Source organism: Pseudomonas sp. MWU318 (assembly GCF_016756945.1).
GTDB classification, from domain to species: domain Bacteria; phylum Pseudomonadota; class Gammaproteobacteria; order Pseudomonadales; family Pseudomonadaceae; genus Aquipseudomonas; species Aquipseudomonas putida_A.
Genome location: NZ_JAESJL010000003.1, coordinates 168050 through 187092 on the forward strand (window position 1 = coordinate 168050; position 19043 = coordinate 187092).

Annotated in this window: 18 protein-coding genes; 2 read left to right on the forward strand and 16 right to left on the reverse strand. The window is 59.8% G+C overall.

Annotated features, from left to right (window positions below; genetic code table 11):
• Positions 1-21: 21 nt before the first annotated feature.
• The 8 genes from JN524_RS08835 to JN524_RS27375 form a co-directional block, all read right to left on the reverse strand.
• Positions 22-912, reverse strand: a complete 891-nt coding sequence (locus JN524_RS08835) for an ABC transporter permease subunit (RefSeq protein WP_027610518.1) — start codon at positions 910-912, stop codon at positions 22-24.
• Positions 909-1790: an ABC transporter permease subunit gene (locus tag JN524_RS08840; protein ID WP_171061891.1), complete on the reverse strand. Its 882-nt coding sequence runs from the start codon at positions 1788-1790 to the stop codon at positions 909-911. Before JN524_RS08840 ends, JN524_RS08835 begins: the two co-directional genes overlap by 4 nt.
• 35 nt (positions 1791-1825) lie before the next feature.
• Positions 1826-2968: an ABC transporter ATP-binding protein gene (locus JN524_RS08845; protein WP_003229245.1), complete on the reverse strand. Its 1143-nt coding sequence runs from the start codon at positions 2966-2968 to the stop codon at positions 1826-1828.
• A gap of 67 nt (positions 2969-3035) precedes the next feature.
• Entirely contained in the window at positions 3036-4133 is a 1098-nt protein-coding gene (locus JN524_RS08850; protein WP_202369118.1) for a polyamine ABC transporter substrate-binding protein, read from the reverse strand.
• Between the two features lie 187 nt (positions 4134-4320).
• Positions 4321-5430: a polyamine ABC transporter substrate-binding protein gene (locus JN524_RS08855; RefSeq protein ID WP_202369119.1), complete on the reverse strand. Its 1110-nt coding sequence runs from the start codon at positions 5428-5430 to the stop codon at positions 4321-4323.
• Between the two features lie 171 nt (positions 5431-5601).
• The gene (locus tag JN524_RS08860) at positions 5602-6966 is read right to left on the reverse strand and encodes an aspartate aminotransferase family protein (RefSeq protein ID WP_202369120.1); all 1365 of its coding nucleotides are present in this window, start codon (positions 6964-6966) and stop codon (positions 5602-5604) included.
• A gap of 56 nt (positions 6967-7022) precedes the next feature.
• Positions 7023-8381 (reverse strand): glutamine synthetase family protein, encoded by a 1359-nt coding sequence (locus tag JN524_RS08865; RefSeq protein WP_003229252.1) that lies wholly within the window; start codon positions 8379-8381, stop codon positions 7023-7025.
• Between the two features lie 95 nt (positions 8382-8476).
• Positions 8477-8833 carry a gamma-glutamyl-gamma-aminobutyrate hydrolase family protein gene (locus tag JN524_RS27375; protein WP_337248649.1) on the reverse strand — a complete coding sequence of 119 codons (357 nt, stop codon included), beginning with the start codon at positions 8831-8833 and terminating at the stop codon, positions 8477-8479.
• A gap of 278 nt (positions 8834-9111) precedes the next feature.
• Here JN524_RS27375 and JN524_RS08870 point away from each other — a divergent pair, with 278 nt between their 5' ends.
• Positions 9112-10488 (forward strand): glutamine synthetase family protein, encoded by a 1377-nt coding sequence (locus tag JN524_RS08870; protein WP_003229254.1) that lies wholly within the window; start codon positions 9112-9114, stop codon positions 10486-10488.
• A gap of 259 nt (positions 10489-10747) precedes the next feature.
• The gene (locus tag JN524_RS08875; RefSeq protein ID WP_202369121.1) at positions 10748-11374 is read left to right on the forward strand and encodes a TetR/AcrR family transcriptional regulator; all 627 of its coding nucleotides are present in this window, start codon (positions 10748-10750) and stop codon (positions 11372-11374) included.
• A 135-nt stretch (positions 11375-11509) separates the two neighbouring features.
• Here the strand turns inward: JN524_RS08875 and JN524_RS08880 are convergent, their stop codons facing one another.
• The 8 genes from JN524_RS08880 to JN524_RS08915 all read right to left on the reverse strand — a co-directional run bounded on the left by JN524_RS08880 (position 11510) and on the right by JN524_RS08915 (position 18732).
• Positions 11510-11725, reverse strand: a complete 216-nt coding sequence (locus JN524_RS08880) for a TOBE domain-containing protein (RefSeq protein ID WP_007967989.1) — start codon at positions 11723-11725, stop codon at positions 11510-11512.
• 32 nt (positions 11726-11757) lie between these two features.
• Positions 11758-12564: an aliphatic sulfonates ABC transporter ATP-binding protein gene (ssuB, locus tag JN524_RS08885; RefSeq protein WP_095137604.1), complete on the reverse strand. Its 807-nt coding sequence runs from the start codon at positions 12562-12564 to the stop codon at positions 11758-11760.
• Positions 12561-13343 (reverse strand): aliphatic sulfonate ABC transporter permease SsuC, encoded by a 783-nt coding sequence (gene ssuC / locus JN524_RS08890; RefSeq protein ID WP_202369122.1) that lies wholly within the window; start codon positions 13341-13343, stop codon positions 12561-12563. The genes ssuB and ssuC overlap by 4 nt, the downstream gene beginning before the upstream one ends.
• Positions 13344-13351: 8 nt before the next feature.
• On the reverse strand, positions 13352-14500 hold the full coding sequence (gene ssuD, locus JN524_RS08895) for an FMNH2-dependent alkanesulfonate monooxygenase (RefSeq protein WP_003229262.1): 1149 nt from the start codon (positions 14498-14500) through the stop codon (positions 13352-13354).
• A 25-nt stretch (positions 14501-14525) separates the two neighbouring features.
• Positions 14526-15506, reverse strand: coding sequence for a sulfonate ABC transporter substrate-binding protein (locus JN524_RS08900; RefSeq protein ID WP_202369123.1), 981 nt, complete (start codon positions 15504-15506; stop codon positions 14526-14528).
• 89 nt (positions 15507-15595) lie between these two features.
• The gene (gene ssuE, locus JN524_RS08905) at positions 15596-16189 is read right to left on the reverse strand and encodes an NADPH-dependent FMN reductase (RefSeq protein WP_027610508.1); all 594 of its coding nucleotides are present in this window, start codon (positions 16187-16189) and stop codon (positions 15596-15598) included.
• Between the two features lie 283 nt (positions 16190-16472).
• Positions 16473-17111 carry a peroxiredoxin gene (locus JN524_RS08910; protein ID WP_202369124.1) on the reverse strand — a complete coding sequence of 213 codons (639 nt, stop codon included), beginning with the start codon at positions 17109-17111 and terminating at the stop codon, positions 16473-16475.
• A 295-nt stretch (positions 17112-17406) separates the two neighbouring features.
• Positions 17407-18732 (reverse strand): OprD family porin, encoded by a 1326-nt coding sequence (locus JN524_RS08915; protein ID WP_202369125.1) that lies wholly within the window; start codon positions 18730-18732, stop codon positions 17407-17409.
• Positions 18733-19043: the final 311 nt, after the last annotated feature.

Genomic DNA, 19043 nt, shown 5'->3' on the forward strand with positions numbered 1-19043 from the left:
AGGCTGCGATCTTTTTGCCTGTTAAGCCGCTTCCGGCGCAGGCGCGCGGCGTACGTCCGGTTGCTTCCACGAATCGGCGGCGCCTTCTTCGATGGCTTGCTGGATGGCTTTCTTGCGCGCTTCTTCGGCGCGGCGGCTGAAGAACCACACCATGAACGTCACGATCGACACCGCCAGCAGAATCAGGCTGGCCACGGCGTTGATCTCAGGCTTTACGCCCAGACGCACCGCGGAAAACACTTCCATCGGCAGCGTGGTCGAACCCGGGCCGGAAACGAAGCTCGCCAGTACCAGATCGTCCAGCGACAGAGCGAACGACATCATGCCGCCCGCTGCCAGCGACGGCGCGATCATCGGGATGGTGATCAGGAAGAACACCTTCCACGGCCGCGCCCCCAGATCCATCGCCGCTTCTTCGATCGACAGGTCCAGCTCACGCAGACGCGCCGACACCACCACCGCCACATACGCCGCACAGAACGTCGTGTGGGCGATCCAGATGGTGACGATGCCACGCTCCTGCGGCCAGCCGATCATCTGCGCCATGGCCACGAACAGCAGCAACAGCGACAGACCGGTGATCACCTCAGGCATTACCAACGGCGCCGTCACCAGACCACCGAACAGCGTGCGGCCCTTGAAGTGGGTGATGCGGGTCAGCACGAAGGCGGCCAGCGTACCCAGCGCCACCGCGGCAACGGCGGTATAGCAGGCGATTTCCAGCGAGCGCACCACCGAGCCCATCAGTTGGGTGTTGTCGAGCAGGCCGACGTACCACTTGATCGACCAGCCGCCCCACACCGTCACCAGTTTCGAGGCGTTGAACGAGTAGATCACCAGGATCAGCATCGGCAGGTAGATGAACAACAGACCCAGTACCAGCATCAGGCTGGAGAAACGGATGCGTTTCATTCTTTGCCCTCCATTTCCTTGGCCTGACTGCGGTTGAACAGGATGATCGGCACAATCAGGATCGCCAGCATCACCACCGCCAGGGCGGACGCCACCGGCCAGTCACGGTTGTTGAAGAACTCTTGCCAGAGCACTTTACCGATCATCAGGGTTTCCGGGCCGCCAAGCAGTTCCGGGATCACGAACTCGCCGACCACCGGGATGAACACCAGCATGCAGCCGGCGATGATCCCGTTCTTGGACAGTGGAATGGTGATTTTCCAGAAGCTGTTGAAGGTGCTCGAACCGAGGTCGGACGCCGCTTCCAGCAGGCTCTGATCGTGCTTCACCAGGTTGGCGTACAGCGGCAGGATCATGAACGGCAGGTACGAATAAACCACGCCGATGTACACCGCGAGGTTGGTGTTGAGGATCTGCAGCGGCTCGTCGATAAAGCCCATGCTCATCAGGAAACCGTTGAGCAGGCCGTTGTTGCTGAGGATGCCCATCCACGCGTAAACGCGGATCAGGATCGCAGTCCAGGTCGGCATCATGATCAGCAGCACCAGCACCGTCTGCAGCTCTTTGCGCGCACTGGCGATGGCGTAGGCCATCGGGTAACCGATCAGCAGGCACAGCAGCGTGCTGAAGAACGCCATCTTCAGCGAGCCCAGGTAAGCAGCGATGTACAGCTCGTCGTCGCCGAGCATCGCGTAGTTGCCGAGGTTCAGCAGCAGTTGCAGCTTCTGTTCGGCGAAGGTGTAGATCTCGGTGTACGGCGGGATGGCCACATCGGCTTCAGCGAAGCTGATCTTCAGGACGATGAAGAACGGCAGCATGAAGAACAGGAACAGCCAGATGAACGGAACCCCGATGACCAGCTGCCGGCCATTGGGAATTATTCGGTTGAGCCGTCGTTTGAACTTGCGCATGTTCATGAGCGGAGTACCACGCCGCTGTCGTCTTCCCACCACACGTAAACCTGATCGCCCCAGGTCGGACGCTGGCCGCGACGCTCGGCGTTGGCGACGAACGACTGCACCAGTTTGCCGCTCGGCAATTCGACGTAGAACACCGAGTGCCCGCCGAGGTAGGCGATGTCATGCACCTTGCCGCTCGACCAGTTGTATTCGCAGGTCGGCATTTCGGCGGTGACCAGCAGCTTCTCCGGACGAATCGCGTAGGTCACCGATTTGTCCTGTACCGAAGTGCTGATGCCGTGGCCGACGTAGATCTGCCGGTCGAGGTCTTTGCAGGTGATGGTCGCGTGGCCTTCGGCGTCGTCGATCACTTCGCCTTCGAAGATGTTCACGTTGCCGATGAATTCGCAGACCAGACGGCTGGTCGGGGTTTCGTAGATGTCGATCGGGCTGCCGATCTGGGCGATCCAGCCCAGGTGCATGATCGCGATGCGCTCGGCCATGGTCATGGCCTCTTCCTGGTCGTGGGTCACCATCACGCAGGTCACGCCCACACGCTCGATGATTTCCACCAACTCCAGTTGCATCTGCGAACGCAGTTTCTTGTCCAGTGCGCCCATCGGCTCGTCGAGCAGCAGCAGTTTCGGCCGCTTGGCCAGCGAGCGCGCCAGAGCCACACGCTGCCGCTGACCGCCGGACAGTTGATGCGGCTTGCGCTTGGCGTACTGGCTCATCTGCACCAGCTTGAGCATCTCGGCCACGCGCGCATCGATCTCGGCGTTGGGGATCTTGTCCTGCTTGAGGCCGAAGGCAATGTTCTGCGCCACGGTCATGTGCGGAAACAAGGCGTACGACTGGAACATCATGTTGATCGGTCGCTCGTACGGCGGCATGTCGGTGATGTCGACGCCGTCGAGGAAAATGCGCCCCTCCGTGGGCCGTTCGAACCCTGCCAGCATCCGCAGCAGCGTGGATTTGCCCGATCCCGAACCGCCGAGCAGGGCGAAGATCTCGCCCTTCTTGATTTCCAGGGACACATCGTCCACGGCAATCGTCTCGTCGAACTTCTTCGTGACCCGGTCGATTTTGACCAACACCTGCTTAGGTGTCTGGTCGCCCTCGAGGGCTTTCTTATAGGCGCCGGAGGCAACTGCCATTTACGAAACTCCCAGAAAAAAACAGTGCAGTTCGCCCCATGCGGGCGAACCCAGGATAGTTTGTGCCTTACTTGCCCGACTTGACCTTGGTCCAGCTACGGGTCATCAAACGCTGAGTATTGGGTGGCAACTCGACCGACACGTAGGTCTTGTCGAGGACTGCTTGCGGTGGATAAACCGCTTCATCGGTGCGGATGGACTGTTCCATCAGCTTGTCCGACCCCGGGTTGGGGTTGGCGTAACCGACGTAATCACTGACCTGGGCGATCACCTCAGGTTTCAGCAAATAGTTGATGAAGGCGTGGGCCTCTTTGACGTTGGACGAGTCCTTCGGAATCGCCAGCATGTCGAACCACAACGCGCCGCCCTCTTTCGGAATCGAGTAGGCGATGTTCACACCCTTCTTGGCTTCTTCGGCACGGTGCTTGGCCTGGAAGATATCGCCGGAGAAACCGATGGCCACGCAGATGTCGCCGTTAGCCAGATCACCGATGTATTTCGACGAGTGGAAGTAGGTCACGTAGGGACGCACGGCCAGCAGTTTGTCGGTGGCCTTGGCGTAGTCCTTCGGATTGGTGCTGTTGGCGTTCAGGCCCATGTAGTTGAGCACGGTCGGCATCATTTCGTCGGCCGAGTCGAGGAACGCTACGCCACAGCTGTGCAGCTTCTTGATGTTCTCCGGTTCGAACAGCACGCTCCAGGAGTCGATCTTGTCGATGCCGAGCACCGCTTTGACTTTCTCGACGTTGTAGCCGATGCCGTTGGTGCCCCACAGGTACGGCACGGCGTACTGGTTGCCCGGGTCGTTCTGCTCCAGGCGCTTGAGCAGCACCGGATCGAGATTCGAATAATTCGGCAACTGCGACCTGTCGAGCTTCTGGAACGCGCCCGCCTTGATCTGCTTGCCGAGGAAGTGGTTCGACGGCACGACCACGTCGTAACCGGTACGCCCGGCCAGCAGCTTGCCTTCCAGGGTCTCGTTGGAATCGAACACGTCGTACACCGGTTTGATTCCGGTGGCTTTCTCGAAGTCGGCCAGGGTGGTCTCGCCGATGTAATCCGACCAGTTATAAATATGCACCGTACCGGCGGCCTGGGCTCCGACAGCGATCGTCAGGCCGGCAGTGGCCAGCAGGGCTTTGCGCAAAGAAGAAAAAATAGGCAAGTGGAGGTCCTCTAAATTAGTTGGGCCCAAGTTGCCCCGCGTTACATGACAGCCATGGCTGCCCGGCAACCAAACCGGCGCGCAACTTACCCTCGAAAAACCGTTCCTGCAAAACTTCCTGTCATTTAATTGATCCGCTGGCCGCCGTCGCGGCGACGACGGCCAGTGGTTGTTGCTTCAAACCGGCTTATTTACCGGATTTGATCTTGGTCCAGCTGCGGGTTAGTTCACGCTGGGTAGCGGCCGGCAAATCGGCGATCGCATACAGCTTGGCCTGCACGTCGGCTGGCGGGTAGATGCCTGGATCGGAGGTGATGTCCTTGTTCACGTACTGGGTCGCTTCGGCGTTACCGTTAGGGAAGCGCACAGCGTTGGTGATCTCGGCCATCACTTTCGGTTGCAGCAGGTAGTTCATGAACTTGTAGGCGCCGTCGATGTTTTCCGCATCTTTTGGAATCGCGACCATGTCATAGAAGCTGCCGGCGCCTTCCTTCGGAATGGCATAGCTGACTTTGACCTTGTCACCGGCCTCGGCGGCACGGGACTTGGCCTGCTGCACGTCACCCGAGTAGCCGACTGCTACGCAGATGTTGCCGTTGGCCAGGTCCGAGATGTACTTGGAGGAGTGGAAGTAGGTGATCGAAGGACGAATCTTGAGGAACAGTTCCTCGGCTTTCTTGATGTCTTCTTTCTTCTGGCTGTCGGTTGGCAGGCCCAGGTAGTGCAGCGCGACCGGAAGCATTTCGGTCGGCGAGTCGAGGAAGCTCACACCGCAGCTCTTGAGCTTGGCGATGTTCTCCGGCTTGAGCAGAGTGTCCCAGGAATCGATGGTGTCGACGCCCAGTGCAGCCTTGACCTTCTCCGGGTTGTAGCCGATGCCGATCGAGCCCCACATGTACGGGAAGGCGTGCTTGTTGTCCGGGTCACTGACCGAAACCGCCTTGAGCAGCGATTTGTTCAGGTTGCCGTAATTGGACAGCTTGGACTTGTCCAGCTCCTGATAAACGCCAGCCTTGATCTGCTTGGCCAGGAAGTTGTTCGACGGCACGACCACGTCGTAACCGGACTTGCCCGCCAGCAGCTTGGCTTCCAGGGTTTCGTTGCTGTCGAACACGTCGTAGACCACCTTGATCCCCGACTCTTTTTCGAAGTTGGCGATGGTGTCCGGGGCGATGTAGTCAGACCAGTTGTAGACGTGCAGTACCTTGTCGTCCGCGTGAACCGCACCCGCCATCATGCCCGCGACGGACAGCGCGAGAAGAGTCTTGCCAGCAAGCTTTTTACCTAATGCCTTCATGCGTCATGCTCCAAATTTTTCTTTTTTGAACCACTTTGTTCAGCGGCCGAACCCGGACAACTGGAACCGCGGCTAGTCTGGCAAGATCGGAGGCGGTCTTTCAAGAAAAGGCCAACCTTTCTGACACCTTCGAGCGAGAGCGCCGCAGCTCCCCCGCTCGAAGCCTAGCACTTAGGCCTGCAACGCACTGAGGGTCAGGTCCAGGCATTTACGTGCCTTGGTCACCAGCTCATCGATCTCCGCCTTGCTGATCACCAGCGGCGGCGCAATGATCATGGTGTCGCCCACGGCGCGCATGATCAGGCCGTTATCGAAGCAGAACTGCCGGCAGATCATGCCCACGCCCCGACCTTCGTAACGCTTGCGAGTGGCCTTGTCCTGCACCAGTTCGATCGCCCCCAGCAAACCGACCCCGCGCACTTCACCCACCAACGGGTGATCGTTGAGTTCGCGCAGACGTTTCTGCAAATACGGTGCCGTTTCGTTGTGCGCGTTCTCGATAATTTTCTCGTCGCGCAGAATCCGGATGTTTTCCAGCCCCACCGCCGCCGCCACCGGGTGCCCGGAGTAGGTGAAGCCGTGGTTGAAATCGCCGCCTTCGTTGAGCACTTTCACCACTTCATCACGAACGATCAGGCCACCCATCGGGATGTAGCCGGACGTCAGGCCTTTGGCGATGGTCATCATGTCGGGTTTCAGGTCGTAGAAATCCGAACCGAACCACTCGCCGGTACGGCCGAAACCGCAGATCACTTCGTCGGCCACGAACAGAATGTCGTACTTGGCGAGGATTTCCTTGATGCGCGGCCAGTAAGTATCTGGCGGAATGATCACGCCGCCAGCGCCCTGAATCGGCTCGGCAATAAAGGCGCCGACGTTGTCCACGCCGACTTCGAGAATCTTCTCTTCCAGCTGATTGGCCGCCCAGATGCCGAACTCTTCCGGCGACATGTCGCCGCCCTCGGCAAACCAGTACGGCTGCGCGATGTGGACGATGCCCGGGATCGGCAAGTCGCCCTGTTCGTGCATATAGGTCATGCCACCCAGGCTCGCGCCGGCCACGGTGGAACCGTGATAACCGTTCTTGCGGCTGATGATGACTTTCTTGTTCGGCTGGCCCTTGATCGCCCAGTAGTGGCGAACCATGCGCAGCATGGTGTCGTTGCCTTCGGAGCCGGAACCGGTGAAGAACACGTGGTTCATGCCTTCCGGCGCCACGTCGGCGATGGCCTTGGCCAGTTCCAGTGCCGGCGGGTGCGCAGTCTGGAAGAACAGGTTGTAGTAAGGCAGTTCGCGCATCTGCCTGGCAGCTGCGTCGGCCAGTTCATCACGGCCATAACCGATCGCCACGCACCACAGACCCGCCATGCCATCGAGGATCTTGTTGCCCTCGCTGTCCCACAGGTACACGCCCTTGGCGTTGGTGATGATCCGTGGACCCTTCTCTTTCAGCTGCTTGAAATCGCTGAACGGGGCCAGGTGGTGATCGCTGCTCAGGGCTTGCCACTCACGGGTTTGCGGGTTGTTGCTGGTCATGCCAATTCTCCTTGTTATCGGTGAAGGCGCGGCGGCTGGCCACCGCGCCCGGCGTATCAGACGGCGAAGAGCAGGTACTCACGCTCCCAGGAACTGATCACGCGCTTGAAGTTTTCATGCTCGGCCCGCTTGACCGCGACGTAGCCGGTGATGAAGGTCTTGCCCAGGTATTTCTCGATGGTCGCGCTGTTTTCCATGCGCTCCAGCGCGTCCTCGATGGTCAGCGGCAGACGCAGGTTGCGGCGCTCGTAACCACGGCCCACGACCGGCGCGCTCGGGTTGAGGCCCTCGACCATGCCGATGTAGCCGCAGAGCAGACTCGCGGCAATCGCCAGGTAAGGGTTGGCGTCAGCGCCCGGCAGGCGGTTTTCCACGCGACGGTTCTGCGGGCCGGCATCCGGTACGCGCAGGCCCACGGTGCGGTTTTCTTCGCCCCACTCCACGTTCACCGGCGCCGAAGTGTCCGGCAGGAAGCGGCGGAACGAGTTGACGTTCGGTGCGAACAGCGGGAGCAATTCCGGGATCAGTTTCTGCAGGCCACCGATGTGGTGCAGGAACAGCTGGCTCATGGTCCCATCTTCATTGGAGAACACGTTTTTGCCGGTCTCGATGTCGATGATGCTCTGGTGCAAGTGCATGGCACTGCCCGGCTCGCCGGTCATCGGCTTGGCCATGAAGGTTGCGGCCACGTCATGCTTGAGCGCGGCTTCGCGCATGGTGCGTTTGAACACCAGGATCTGGTCGGCCAGCGACAGTGCATCGCCGTGACGGAAATTGATTTCCATCTGCGCCGTGCCGTCTTCGTGGATCAGCGTGTCGAGGTCCAGCTCCTGCAGTTCGCACCAGTCGTAGACGTCTTCGAACAGCGGGTCGAATTCGTTCGCCGCTTCGATGGAGAACGACTGACGACCGATTTCCGGACGGCCCGAGCGGCCGATCGGCGGCTGCAGCGGATAGTCGGGGTCGTCACTGCGCTTGGTCAGGTAGAACTCCATTTCCGGCGCCACGATCGGCTGCCAGCCCTTGTCGGAATAAAGCTTCAGGACTTTCTTGAGGACGTTGCGCGGCGACAGCTCGATCGGGTTGCCTTGCTTGTCGTAGGTGTCGTGGATCACCTGGGCGGTCGGCTCTATCGCCCATGGCACCAGGTACACGGCGTTCTGGTCGGGGCGGCAGATCATGTCGATGTCGGCCGGGTCGAGCAGTTCGTAATAGATGTCGTCTTCGACGTAGTCGCCGGTCACGGTCTGCAACAGCACGCTTTCCGGCAGGCGCATGCCCTTTTCGGCGATGAACTTGTTGGTCGGCGAGATCTTGCCCCGGGTGATACCGGTCAAGTCGCCGATCATGCATTCGACTTCTGTGATCTTGTGGTCTTTCAACCAATCGGTGAGCTGGTCGAGGTTGTTACTCATAAATGCCTCTGGGCTGAGTCTCCTGACATCGTGTCAGGCAAAGTTTGACGCCGTGGCGTCGCGTTAAAGGGGGCTTGCTTGCGCGCAGTACCGGCTTACGCCTGGCACCGCGCATAGACAATGAAAGAGGAGCTTACCTGCCCTTTACGCTGGCGTTGCATTTCCTGTGCACATTCAAGGCGTGCAGAATCATGAGCACGGCTTTGGGAGCGGCACAGGCTTTGGGACTCAAAGGGATCTATATTGGAAGGAGACGCCATAAACAGGATGCTGTCCCGTGCGTCCAGAATATCGGACGTTGCCGTTTGGCCTGATGCGCACGAGAACCTCGTCGACCAGCCACGAGCCATGCTGGCTGCGTTACGGACGGATTTGTCGCCACTGATGTGATGAGCATGCAGACCGGACTGTTGCGAGCAGTCGGTGATGCCGATTAACGGCAGGCGAGACATGAAGCACCCCGGTATTATTGCTGTTATGGGTTTGGTCGGAGCTTAGCCTTGTTCATTTTTTTACACAACACCCCCGTAAAAAATACAACACGGCCTGCTCAAGCCCGCGGGTGCCAAGCGTCCCAAGGACAAAAAACTGCCCCAAAGTGCCCCATAAATGCCCTTGCAGCGCTTTTTTAGGGCAAAAAAGGCCTCGCTTGACTTCGGCAGGCCGTTCGGGTTGACTGAAACCAGAAAAGATCAATGATTGATATTTTTAACAACAAAGGTGTTGCATCATGTCGGTACCCCCGCGTGCCGTTCAGCTTAACGAAGCGAACGCGTTCCTTAAGGAACATCCTGAGGTTCTGTACGTTGACCTTCTGATTGCGGATATGAATGGTGTGGTGCGCGGCAAGCGCATCGAACGCACCAGCCTCCACAAGGTTTACGAGAAAGGCATCAACCTGCCGGCCTCCCTATTTGCTCTGGATATCAATGGCTCTACGGTGGAAAGCACCGGCCTGGGTCTGGACATCGGCGACGCCGACCGGATCTGCTATCCCATCCCCGATACCCTGTGCAACGAGCCATGGCAGAAGCGCCCTACCGCGCAACTGCTGATGACCATGCACGAACTCGAAGGCGACCCGTTCTTCGCCGACCCGCGCGAAGTGCTCCGTCAAGTTGTTGCAAAGTTTGACGAGCTGGGCTTGACCATCTGCGCAGCCTTCGAGCTGGAGTTCTACCTGATCGACCAGGAAAACGTGAACGGTCGTCCACAGCCGCCACGCTCACCGATCTCCGGCAAACGCCCACACTCGACTCAGGTCTACCTGATCGACGACCTCGACGAATACGTCGACTGCCTCCAGGACATTCTGGAAGGTGCCAAAGAACAAGGCATCCCGGCCGACGCCATCGTCAAGGAAAGTGCCCCGGCGCAGTTCGAAGTGAACCTGCACCACGTCGCCGACCCGATCAAGGCGTGCGACTACGCGGTCCTGCTCAAGCGCCTGATCAAGAACATCGCCTACGACCATGAAATGGACACCACCTTCATGGCCAAGCCGTATCCGGGCCAGGCGGGTAACGGTCTGCATGTCCACATCTCGGTGCTCGACAAAGATGGCAAGAACATCTTTGCAAGCGAGGATCCCGAGCAGAACGCCGCGCTGCGTCACGCGATCGGCGGTGTGCTCGAGACCCTGCCGGCGCAGATGGCTTTCCTCTGCCCGAACGTCAACTCGTACCGTCGCTTCGGCGCGCAGTTCTATGTGCCGAACTCGCCGTGCTGGGGCCTGGACAACCGCACCGTGGCGATCCGCGTACCGACCGGTTCTGCCGATGCCGTGCGTATCGAACATCGCGTGGCCGGCGCCGACGCCAACCCGTACCTGCTGATGGCTTCGGTCCTGGCCGGTGTGCATCACGGTCTGGTGAACAAGATCGAACCGGGCGCTCCGGTCGAAGGCAACAGCTACGAGCAGAACGAACAAAGCCTGCCGAACAACTTGCGCGATGCCCTGCGCGAGCTGGACGACAGCGAGGTGATGGCCAAGTACATCGATCCGAAATACATCGATATCTTCGTCGCCTGCAAGGAAAGCGAGCTGGAGGAGTTCGAACACTCCATCTCCGACCTTGAGTACAACTGGTATCTGCATACCGTTTAAGCGGATTGCAGGAATAAAAAGCGCTGCCGGCCATTTCAGCCCGCAGCGTTTTTTTATGGCAGAACACAACCCCCTGTGTTGGGTGTGAATGGCCGCCTGCGGCGGATCGCTGGCATGCCAGCTCCCACAGGTTCTTCGTCGAACATAAATTCCAGGTACAAAAACATTCCTTGTGGGAGCTGGCTTGCCAGCGATGGCGTCCGGGCAGACAACATCGAACCCGGCTCGTACAATGCCCGCTGCCCCGCAGGAGACTTTCATGACGCGTCCCGCCCCCGTCCGCAAACCCCGTGCCCGCAGCCAGGCGCGCATCGATTCGATACTCGACGCCGCGCGTACGCTGCTGGCCGCCGAGGGTGTGGCCAGTCTGTCGATCTACAGCGTCGCCGAACGCGCGCAGATTCCGCCCTCCTCCGTGTACCACTTCTTCGCCAGCGTCCCCGCGCTGCTCGAAGCATTGACCGCCGATGTGCACGCGGCGTTTCGCGCCTGCCTGCAAGCGCCGATCGACCATGACGCCCTGCGCGACTGGCGCGACCTCTCGCGACTGATCGAGCAACGCATGCTGGAGATCTATGACGAAGACGCTGCCGCCCGCCAGTTGATCCTCGCCCAGCACGGCCTGACCGAAGTGACCCAGGCTGACCGGCAGCACGACATCGAACTGGGCGACCTGATGCACAAGCTGTTCGACCATCACTTCGAATTGCCGCGCCTGCCGAGCGATGTCGATGTGTTTGCACTGGCGATGGAGCTGGGCGACCGCGTGTATGCGCGCTCGGTACAGCAACACGGGCAGATCACACCGCGCATGGCCGAGGAAGGGATGCGGGTGTTTGATGCCTATCTCGGGTTGTATCTGCCGCCTTATCTGCCCAAACGCTGAAAGATCGCAGCCTTCGGCAGCTCCTACAGGCGCGCATTCCCTTGTAGGAGCTGCCGAAGGCTGCGATCTTTTGATCTTCAAAAAGAAAAACCCCGAAGGGCTCACGCCTTTCGGGGTTGTTTTTTACTCACCGGCTTACAACTTGGCGATCGACACCTCGGTGGATTTCACGAAGGCGATCACTTCGCTGCCCACCGCCAGTTCCAGCTCCTTGACCGAGCGGGTGGTGATCACCGAAGTGACGATGCCGGAGGCGGTTTGCACGTCGATTTCCGACAGCACGTCGCCGAGAACGATCTCCTTGATCGAGCCCTTGAACTGGTTGCGCACGTTGATGGCTTTGATAGTCATGGCTTTGATTCCTGTCGTTGATAAAGCTTGAGTTATTGAGCCCAGCGCAATTGCGTAGGCAGTGGTGAAACAGGTTCCGGCTCCGGCGGTTCGCCGGGCAGGGACAGAACACGGTTGAGCACTTCGGTTTCCAGCGCTGCCAGTCGATGCGATCCGCGCACTCGCGGGCGTGGCAGCTCCACTTGCAGGTCGAGGCCGACTTCGCCGTCCTCGATCAGAATCACCCGGTCGGCAATCGCCACCGCTTCGCTGACGTCGTGGGTCACCAGCAGCACGGTGAACCCATGCTTTTGCCAGAGGCGTTCGATCAGTTGCTGCATCTCGATCCGGGTCAGCGCATCCAGCGCACCCAGCGGCTCGTCGAGCAGCAGCAGGCGCGGTTGATGAATCAGCGCCCGGGCCAGCGCCACACGCTGCTTCTGCCCACCGGACAAGGCGGCCGGCCACTCGTTGGCGCGATCGGCCAGACCCACCGCTTCCAGCGCCTCCAGAGCTTGCGGGCGCCAGTTGCCTTTAAGGCCGAGGCCGACGTTGTCGATGATCTTTTTCCACGGCAGCAGCCGGGCTTCCTGGAACATCAGCCGGGTGTCTTCCCGCGCATCGCTCAGCGGCGCGGCGCCGGCCAGCAGGTCGCCGCCAGTCGGTTGGTCGAGGCCGGCGAGCAGGCGCAGGAAGGTGCTCTTGCCGCAACCGCTGCGCCCGACCACGGCGACGAATTGCCCCGCCGGAATGTGCAGGTCGATGTCGCGCAGCACTTGTCGCGCACCAAAGGTTTTCTGCAGGTTGCGCACCACCAGCGGAATCCCGCGCAGCAGGCGTGGAGGTTGTTGAGCGGTCATGCCGCACCTCCCTTGGCCACCTGATAGGCCGGATGCCAGCGCAGCCACACACGCTCAAGTCCACGGGCCGCGAGATCAGCGAGTTTGCCGAGTACCGCGTAAAGCAGGATCGCCAGCACCACGACATCGGTCTGCAAAAACTCGCGGGCATTCATCGCCAGATAGCCGATGCCGGAGCTGGCGGAGATGGTTTCGGCAACGATCAGCGTCAGCCACATGAAGCCCAGCGCAAAGCGCACACCGACCAGAATCGAAGGCAGCGCGCCCGGCAGAATCACCTGCCAGAACAGGCTGAAACCGCTCAAGCCATAACTGCGCGCCATTTCCACAAGCGCTGGATCAACGTTGCGGATGCCGTGGTAGGTGTTGAGGTAGATCGGGAACAACGTGCCCAACGCGACCAGGAAAATCTTCGCCGACTCGTCGATGCCGAACCACAGAATTACCAACGGAATCAGCGCCAGGTGCGGCACGTTGCGGATCATCTGCACCGAGCTGTCGAGCAGGCGTTCCCCCCACTTCGACAGGCCGGTGATGAAGCCCAGCACCAGGCCGATGCTGCCGCCGATGGTGAAGCCCAGCGCGGCGCGCCAGCCGCTGATTGCCAGATGCGTCCAGATCTCGCCGCTGCGCACCAGACTGACACCGGCCTCGATCACCGCCACCGGTGCCGGCAGGATCCGCGTCGACAACCAGCCAGCCGACACCGACAACTGCCACACCGCCAGCAAGAGCACCGGCAACGCCCAGGGCGCGAGGCTGTGGATAAATTTTCTCATGACGCGCCTCAGCTCTGCGACGCGGCTTTGGGAAGAATGTCGTTGGCCACCATCTCGCCGAACGGGCTGACGTAACCGGCGCTTTTCGGCAGCTCCGGACGCTCGATGTCGAGGTGCGGGAACAGCAGTTCAGCGACGCGGTACGACTCTTCGAGGTGTGGATAACCGGAGAAGATGAAAGTATCGATGCCCAGATCCGCGTACTCCTTCACGCGGGCCGCCACGGTTGGACCATCGCCGACCAGCGCGGTACCGGCACCGCCACGCACCAGGCCGACGCCGGCCCACAGGTTGGGGCTGACTTCGAGGTTGTCACGACTGCCGCCGTGCAGCGCGGCCATGCGTTGTTGACCGACCGAGTCGAAGCGCGCCAGCGATGCTTGCGCACGTTTGATGGTGTCATCGTCCAGATGCGAGATCAGCCGGTCTGCCGCTTGCCAGGCTTCGGCGTTGGTTTCGCGCACGATCACATGCAGACGAATGCCGAAGCGCACGGTACGCCCGAGCTTGGCGGCTTTGGCGCGCACCTGCTCGATCTTCTCGGCGACGGCCGCTGGCGGCTCGCCCCAGGTCAGCACCATCTCGACCTGTTCGGCAGCCAGATCCTGCGCCGCTTCCGAAGATCCACCGAAGTACAGCGGCGGACGCGGTTGCTGGATCGGTGGATAAAGCAGCTTGGCGCCCTTCACGCTGATGTGTTCGCCGTCGTAATCAACGGTTTCGCCTTCCAGCACCCGACGCCAGATGCGGGTGAATTCCACCGAGGCTTGATAACGCTCTTCATGGTTGAGAAACAGACCATCACCGGCCAACTCTTCCGGATCGCCACCGGTCACCAGGTTGAACAGCGCACGACCGCCGGACAGACGATCCAGCGTCGCTGCCTGCCGCGCCGCCACCGTCGGGGAAATGATCCCGGGGCGCAGGGCGACAAGGAATTTCAGACGCTGGGTCACCGGGATCAGCGACGCGGCCACCAGCCACGAGTCTTCGCAGGAGCGGCCGGTGGGAATCAGCACGCCGCCAAAGCCCAGACGATCCGCCGCTTGCGCGACCTGTTGCAGATAACCGTGGTCAACGGCGCGGGCGCCTTCGGCGGTGCCAAGGTAATGGCCGTCACCGTGGGTAGGCAGGAACCAGAAGATGTTGAGGCTCATGGAGTGGTCTCCTTGGGGATTCGATTTACTGGGCTTGGGTAACCGAGCTTTGGGCCACAGCGGCCGGTGGGGTCCAGATCACATCCTTGATGCTCAACGGCTTGGGAATCAGCTTGAGCTGGTAGAAGGTGTCGGCGATTTTCTGTTGCGCGGCGACCACTTCCGGAGTCAGGAACAGCGCACCGTAGCCCTGGCGTTTCACCGAGGTCAGGGTGATGTCCGCTGGCAGGCCGAGCAGTGGCGCGACCTGCTGGGTCACGTCTTCAGGGTTGGCTTTGGACCACTCGCCCACAGCGCGCACTTCTTCGACGAGGGTCTTGATCACCTCGGGATTTTTCTGCGCGTAAGGTTTGGTCGCGAGATAGAACTGATGGTTGTCGACGATGCCTTTGCCGTCACGCAGGGTGTGTGCTTGCAGCTGTTTCTCGGCAGCAGCCTGGTACGGATCCCAGATTACCCAGGCATCGACGCTGCCACGCTCGAACGCGGCGCGGGCATCGGCCGGCGGCAGGAATACGGTCTGGATATCGGAGTATTTGAGGCCGGCATCTTCCAGTGCGCGCACCAGCAGGTAGTGCACGTTGGAGCCTTTGTTCAGGGCGACTTTCTTGCCCTTCAGATCCGCCACCGATTTGATCGGCGAGTCTTTCGGTACGAGGATCGCTTCGCTGTTCGGCGCTGGTGGTTCGTAAGCGACATAGAGCAGATCAGCACCCGCCGCCTGGGCAAATACTGGCGGAGTCTCGCCGGTCACGCCGAAGTCGATCGAGCCGACGTTCAGGCCTTCCAGCAGTTGCGGGCCGCCGGGGAATTCAGTCCATTGCACGTCCACGCCTTGGGCGGCCAGACGTTTTTCCAGCGTGCCTTTGGCTTTGAGCAGCACCAACGTGCCGTATTTCTGATAACCGATCCGAAGCGTCTCGGCCTGAGCTTGAGTGATGGCGCCGAAGGTGACAGCCGCAGCAAACAGAGCGACCAGACCACGACGCAAAAATACAGTGCGCATAGCGCTCTCCTTTTTGCTGTTGGGTTGTGGCTGCACCTGCTTGGCCGTTGGCGGCTGAGTAAGGTGAGTACTTCAAGTTTCGGTGTGGCTCAAATGCTCCAGCGAGCACTCAACAAGCGTTCGTTCAACAGCCCCGGTTCCAGCGGCTTCGGCCGGCGGGCCATGGCGCTGACAAACTGGTCCAGCGCTTCATGCAGCCGCTGTTCCAGAGCCGGCGCCAACTGCGCCTGGGCACTGCCCTCGCCGTAGGCGATCTGGCTGTCCTCGGCAAAAATCCCTTGCAGCATTTCCTGGGCCTTCAATGCCGACAGCACAGGCTTGAGCGCGTAATCGACCACCAGCATGTGGGCGATGCTGCCGCCCGTGGCCATCGGCAGAACAATCTTATGGTTCAGGGCGCGTTCGGGCAGCAGATCGAGTACGGTCTTCAGCGCACCGGAGAACGACGCCTTGTACACCGGCGTGGCGATCAGCAGACCGTCGGCGTTTTCAATCTGCGCCAGCAGGTCGAGCACCTTCGGGCTGTCGAAGCGGGCGTGGAGCAAGTCTTCGGCCGGGAAGTCCCGCACCTGATAACTCACCACTTCCACCCCTTGCTCCTGCAACCAGCGTTGCGAGCGCTCGAGCAACACTCCTGAGCGGGAGCGCTGACTGGGACTGCCACCGAGTGAGACGACCAGCATTCAGACAATTCCTTGCGCGTTACAGGCGATTCGCGGGTTGCGATCTCGCTTCGATGGGAGTGACCTTACCAGCTGATTTATATATCTATAAATCATATTTATTCATTTGGTTATGCGTTTAAGAGATATGCGATTTGCTTTGTTCCGGGCAAAAAAACAGGCCGTGAAAACGGCCTGAAATCCCCTGCTATTGGGATGCATCAAAAAGATCGCAGCCTTCGGCAGCTCCTACATAGATCGGCTTCCTCCTGTAGGAGCTGCCGCAGGCTGCGATCTTTTGATCTTAACGATTCGGCTGCGGCGTCAGGCGCAGGTATGGCTTCACCGCGCGATAGCCTTTCGGGAAGCGCCGCTTGATCTCCTCCTCATCCTTGAGCGACGGCACGATCACCACCTCTTCACCGTCCTGCCAGTTGGCCGGAGTGGCCACCTTGTAGTTGTCGGTGAGCTGCAGCGAATCGATCACCCGCAGGATCTCGTGGAAGTTGCGCCCGGTGCTCGCCGGGTAGGTGATGGTCAGGCGAATCTTCTTGTTCGGATCGATCACGAACAGCGAACGCACGGTCAGGGTGTCGTTGGCGTTGGGGTGGATCAGGTCATAGAGGTCGGACACCTTGCGGTCGGCATCGGCCAGGATCGGGAAATTGACGATGGTGTTCTGGGTTTCGTTGATGTCTTCGATCCACTTGTGGTGCGAGTCCACCGGGTCGACAGACAGCGCGATGGCTTTCACTCCGCGCTTGGCGAACTCATCCTTGAGCTTGGCGGTGAAGCCCAGCTCGGTGGTGCACACCGGGGTGAAGTCGGCCGGGTGGGAGAACAGCACGCCCCAGCTATCGCCCAGCCACTCGTGGAAACGAATCTTGCCGGCGCTGGAATCCTGTTCGAAGTCGGGGGCGATGTCGCCGAGTCTGAGGCTCATGGTGCTGCTCCTGATGAGTTGTTGGAGAACTCAACTGTAGCTCGGGATTTGCCATCGTTAAAAAGAATAAATAACTAGATATCTAGCACTTAAAGGAATATTAAACATCGTTCACTGGACGCTCGCCCGCATCGCGACGAACATCGCCCTCAAGGTTCGAGAAGGCCTTGAGTAGCTGCAAAAGAGGGGAATTTCGAGTCAGGCTTACGGGGGTGAGCCTGACTCGAAAATGCAAAAGCCCCGTCCGGCGCGATGCCGGACGGGGCTTTTTTACATCAGCCGCTTGAGCGCGCTATTACAGCAGCGGGATCGAGTAGCTGACGATCAGGCGGTTTTCGTCCTGGGAACGGGTGTTCGCCAGGTCGGTACGCCACATCGCGTTTTTCCAGGCTACGCCGAGGTTTTTCAGCGGGCCTTCCGGAATCACGTAACCGATGGTCAGGTCACGTTCCCACTCGGTTTTTTCGCCCAGCGGGGTATCGATGTTGTTACCACGCAGGTAGATCAGGTTGGCGGTCAGGCCAGGAACGCCGATCTTGGCGAAATCGTAGCCGTAGCGAGCCTGCCAGGTGCGCTCGCCAGCACGGGCGAACTTCTGGATCTGCATGTCGGTGATGGTGCTGTTGGACGAGCCGTCACCCTGGTTCAGCCAAGGGAAGTCGCTGTCGCCTTTGGTGTACTGGTAGCCGGCACCGAAGGTGTGACCTTCAACCGAGTACAGCGCCAGGTAGCTGTACAGATCGTTGTCGACTTTGCCCTTGGTGGTAGTGCCACCGTAGTAACCGCTGGTGTAGTAGGCAGCGGTATCGCCGTTGGCACCGTTGTCACGGCTGCGGTAGTAACGCAGGTCGCTTTTCAGCACGCCCGGGCCGATTGCCCAGTTGTGCACCAGACCGAGGAAGTTCTGCGAGTAGAAGTCTTTCAGCTCGCCGTAGTAGTACGAAGCGGTCAGGTCTTTGGTGACCTTGTAGTCAGCACCACCGTAGTAGAACTTGTTGCTGAACACGCCTCTGTCGTAGTTCGAGCTGGCGTTTGCGCCGGCGATCGACATGTTCTCGTTGTTGCTCGAGTTACGACCTTTCACGGCCTCAACCTGACCAGCAGTCAGGGTCAGATCCTTGAACTCGTTCGAGGTGATTGCTTCACCCTGGAAGGTTTGCGGCAGCAGACGACCGTCGTTGTATTTGATGACCGGGTTGTTCGGCATCAGGGTACCGACCTTCAGCTCGGTCTGGGAGATCTTGACCTTGCCGGTCACGCCCAGGCTGGCGAAGTCATGCACTGCACGGTTGCCATCGCTTGGGAATACGGTACCGCCGGAAGCGGTACCTGCGGAGTTACCGCTGGTAGCCGGGCTGGAATCCAGACGCACGCCGTACAGGCCGATCGCGTCAACACCGAACTGCACGGTGCCTTGGGTGTAGCCGGAGATGAAACGCAGATCGAAGCCTTGGCCCCACTCTTCGTTCTTGTTCGGGCCAGTGCCATCGCGGTTGTCAGTGTTGATGTAGAAGTTGCGCAGGCCCAGAGTGGCCTTGCTGTCTTCGATGAAACCGGCGGCGCCTGCCTGCTGCGCCATAACCCCTACGGCCACAGCCAGGGCCAAGGTGGACTTGTTCATGTAAAGCTCCTCTCGTTTCTAATTCTTGTGTTCCTGGTCCTGGTCGAATGCCCGGATCCGTAGGTTCGCGATTAGCGCCAGAGCGTGACTGACAAGTCAATCGTAACCTTGTGTGTCTACGACCAAGGTCTAATCGCAGTATTTGGGTCCCTGCACAGTACTGACTTTCCTGATAACCCCAAAAAGAATTATTTCATTCTTTTTTATACCATCTGGGTATATGGCCCAGTAATGGCCACCTGCAGCGCAACACAGGATATCGGCTACTAAGCTAATTACTAAATGGTATTTGTTCGCCTATTTTTAGATCG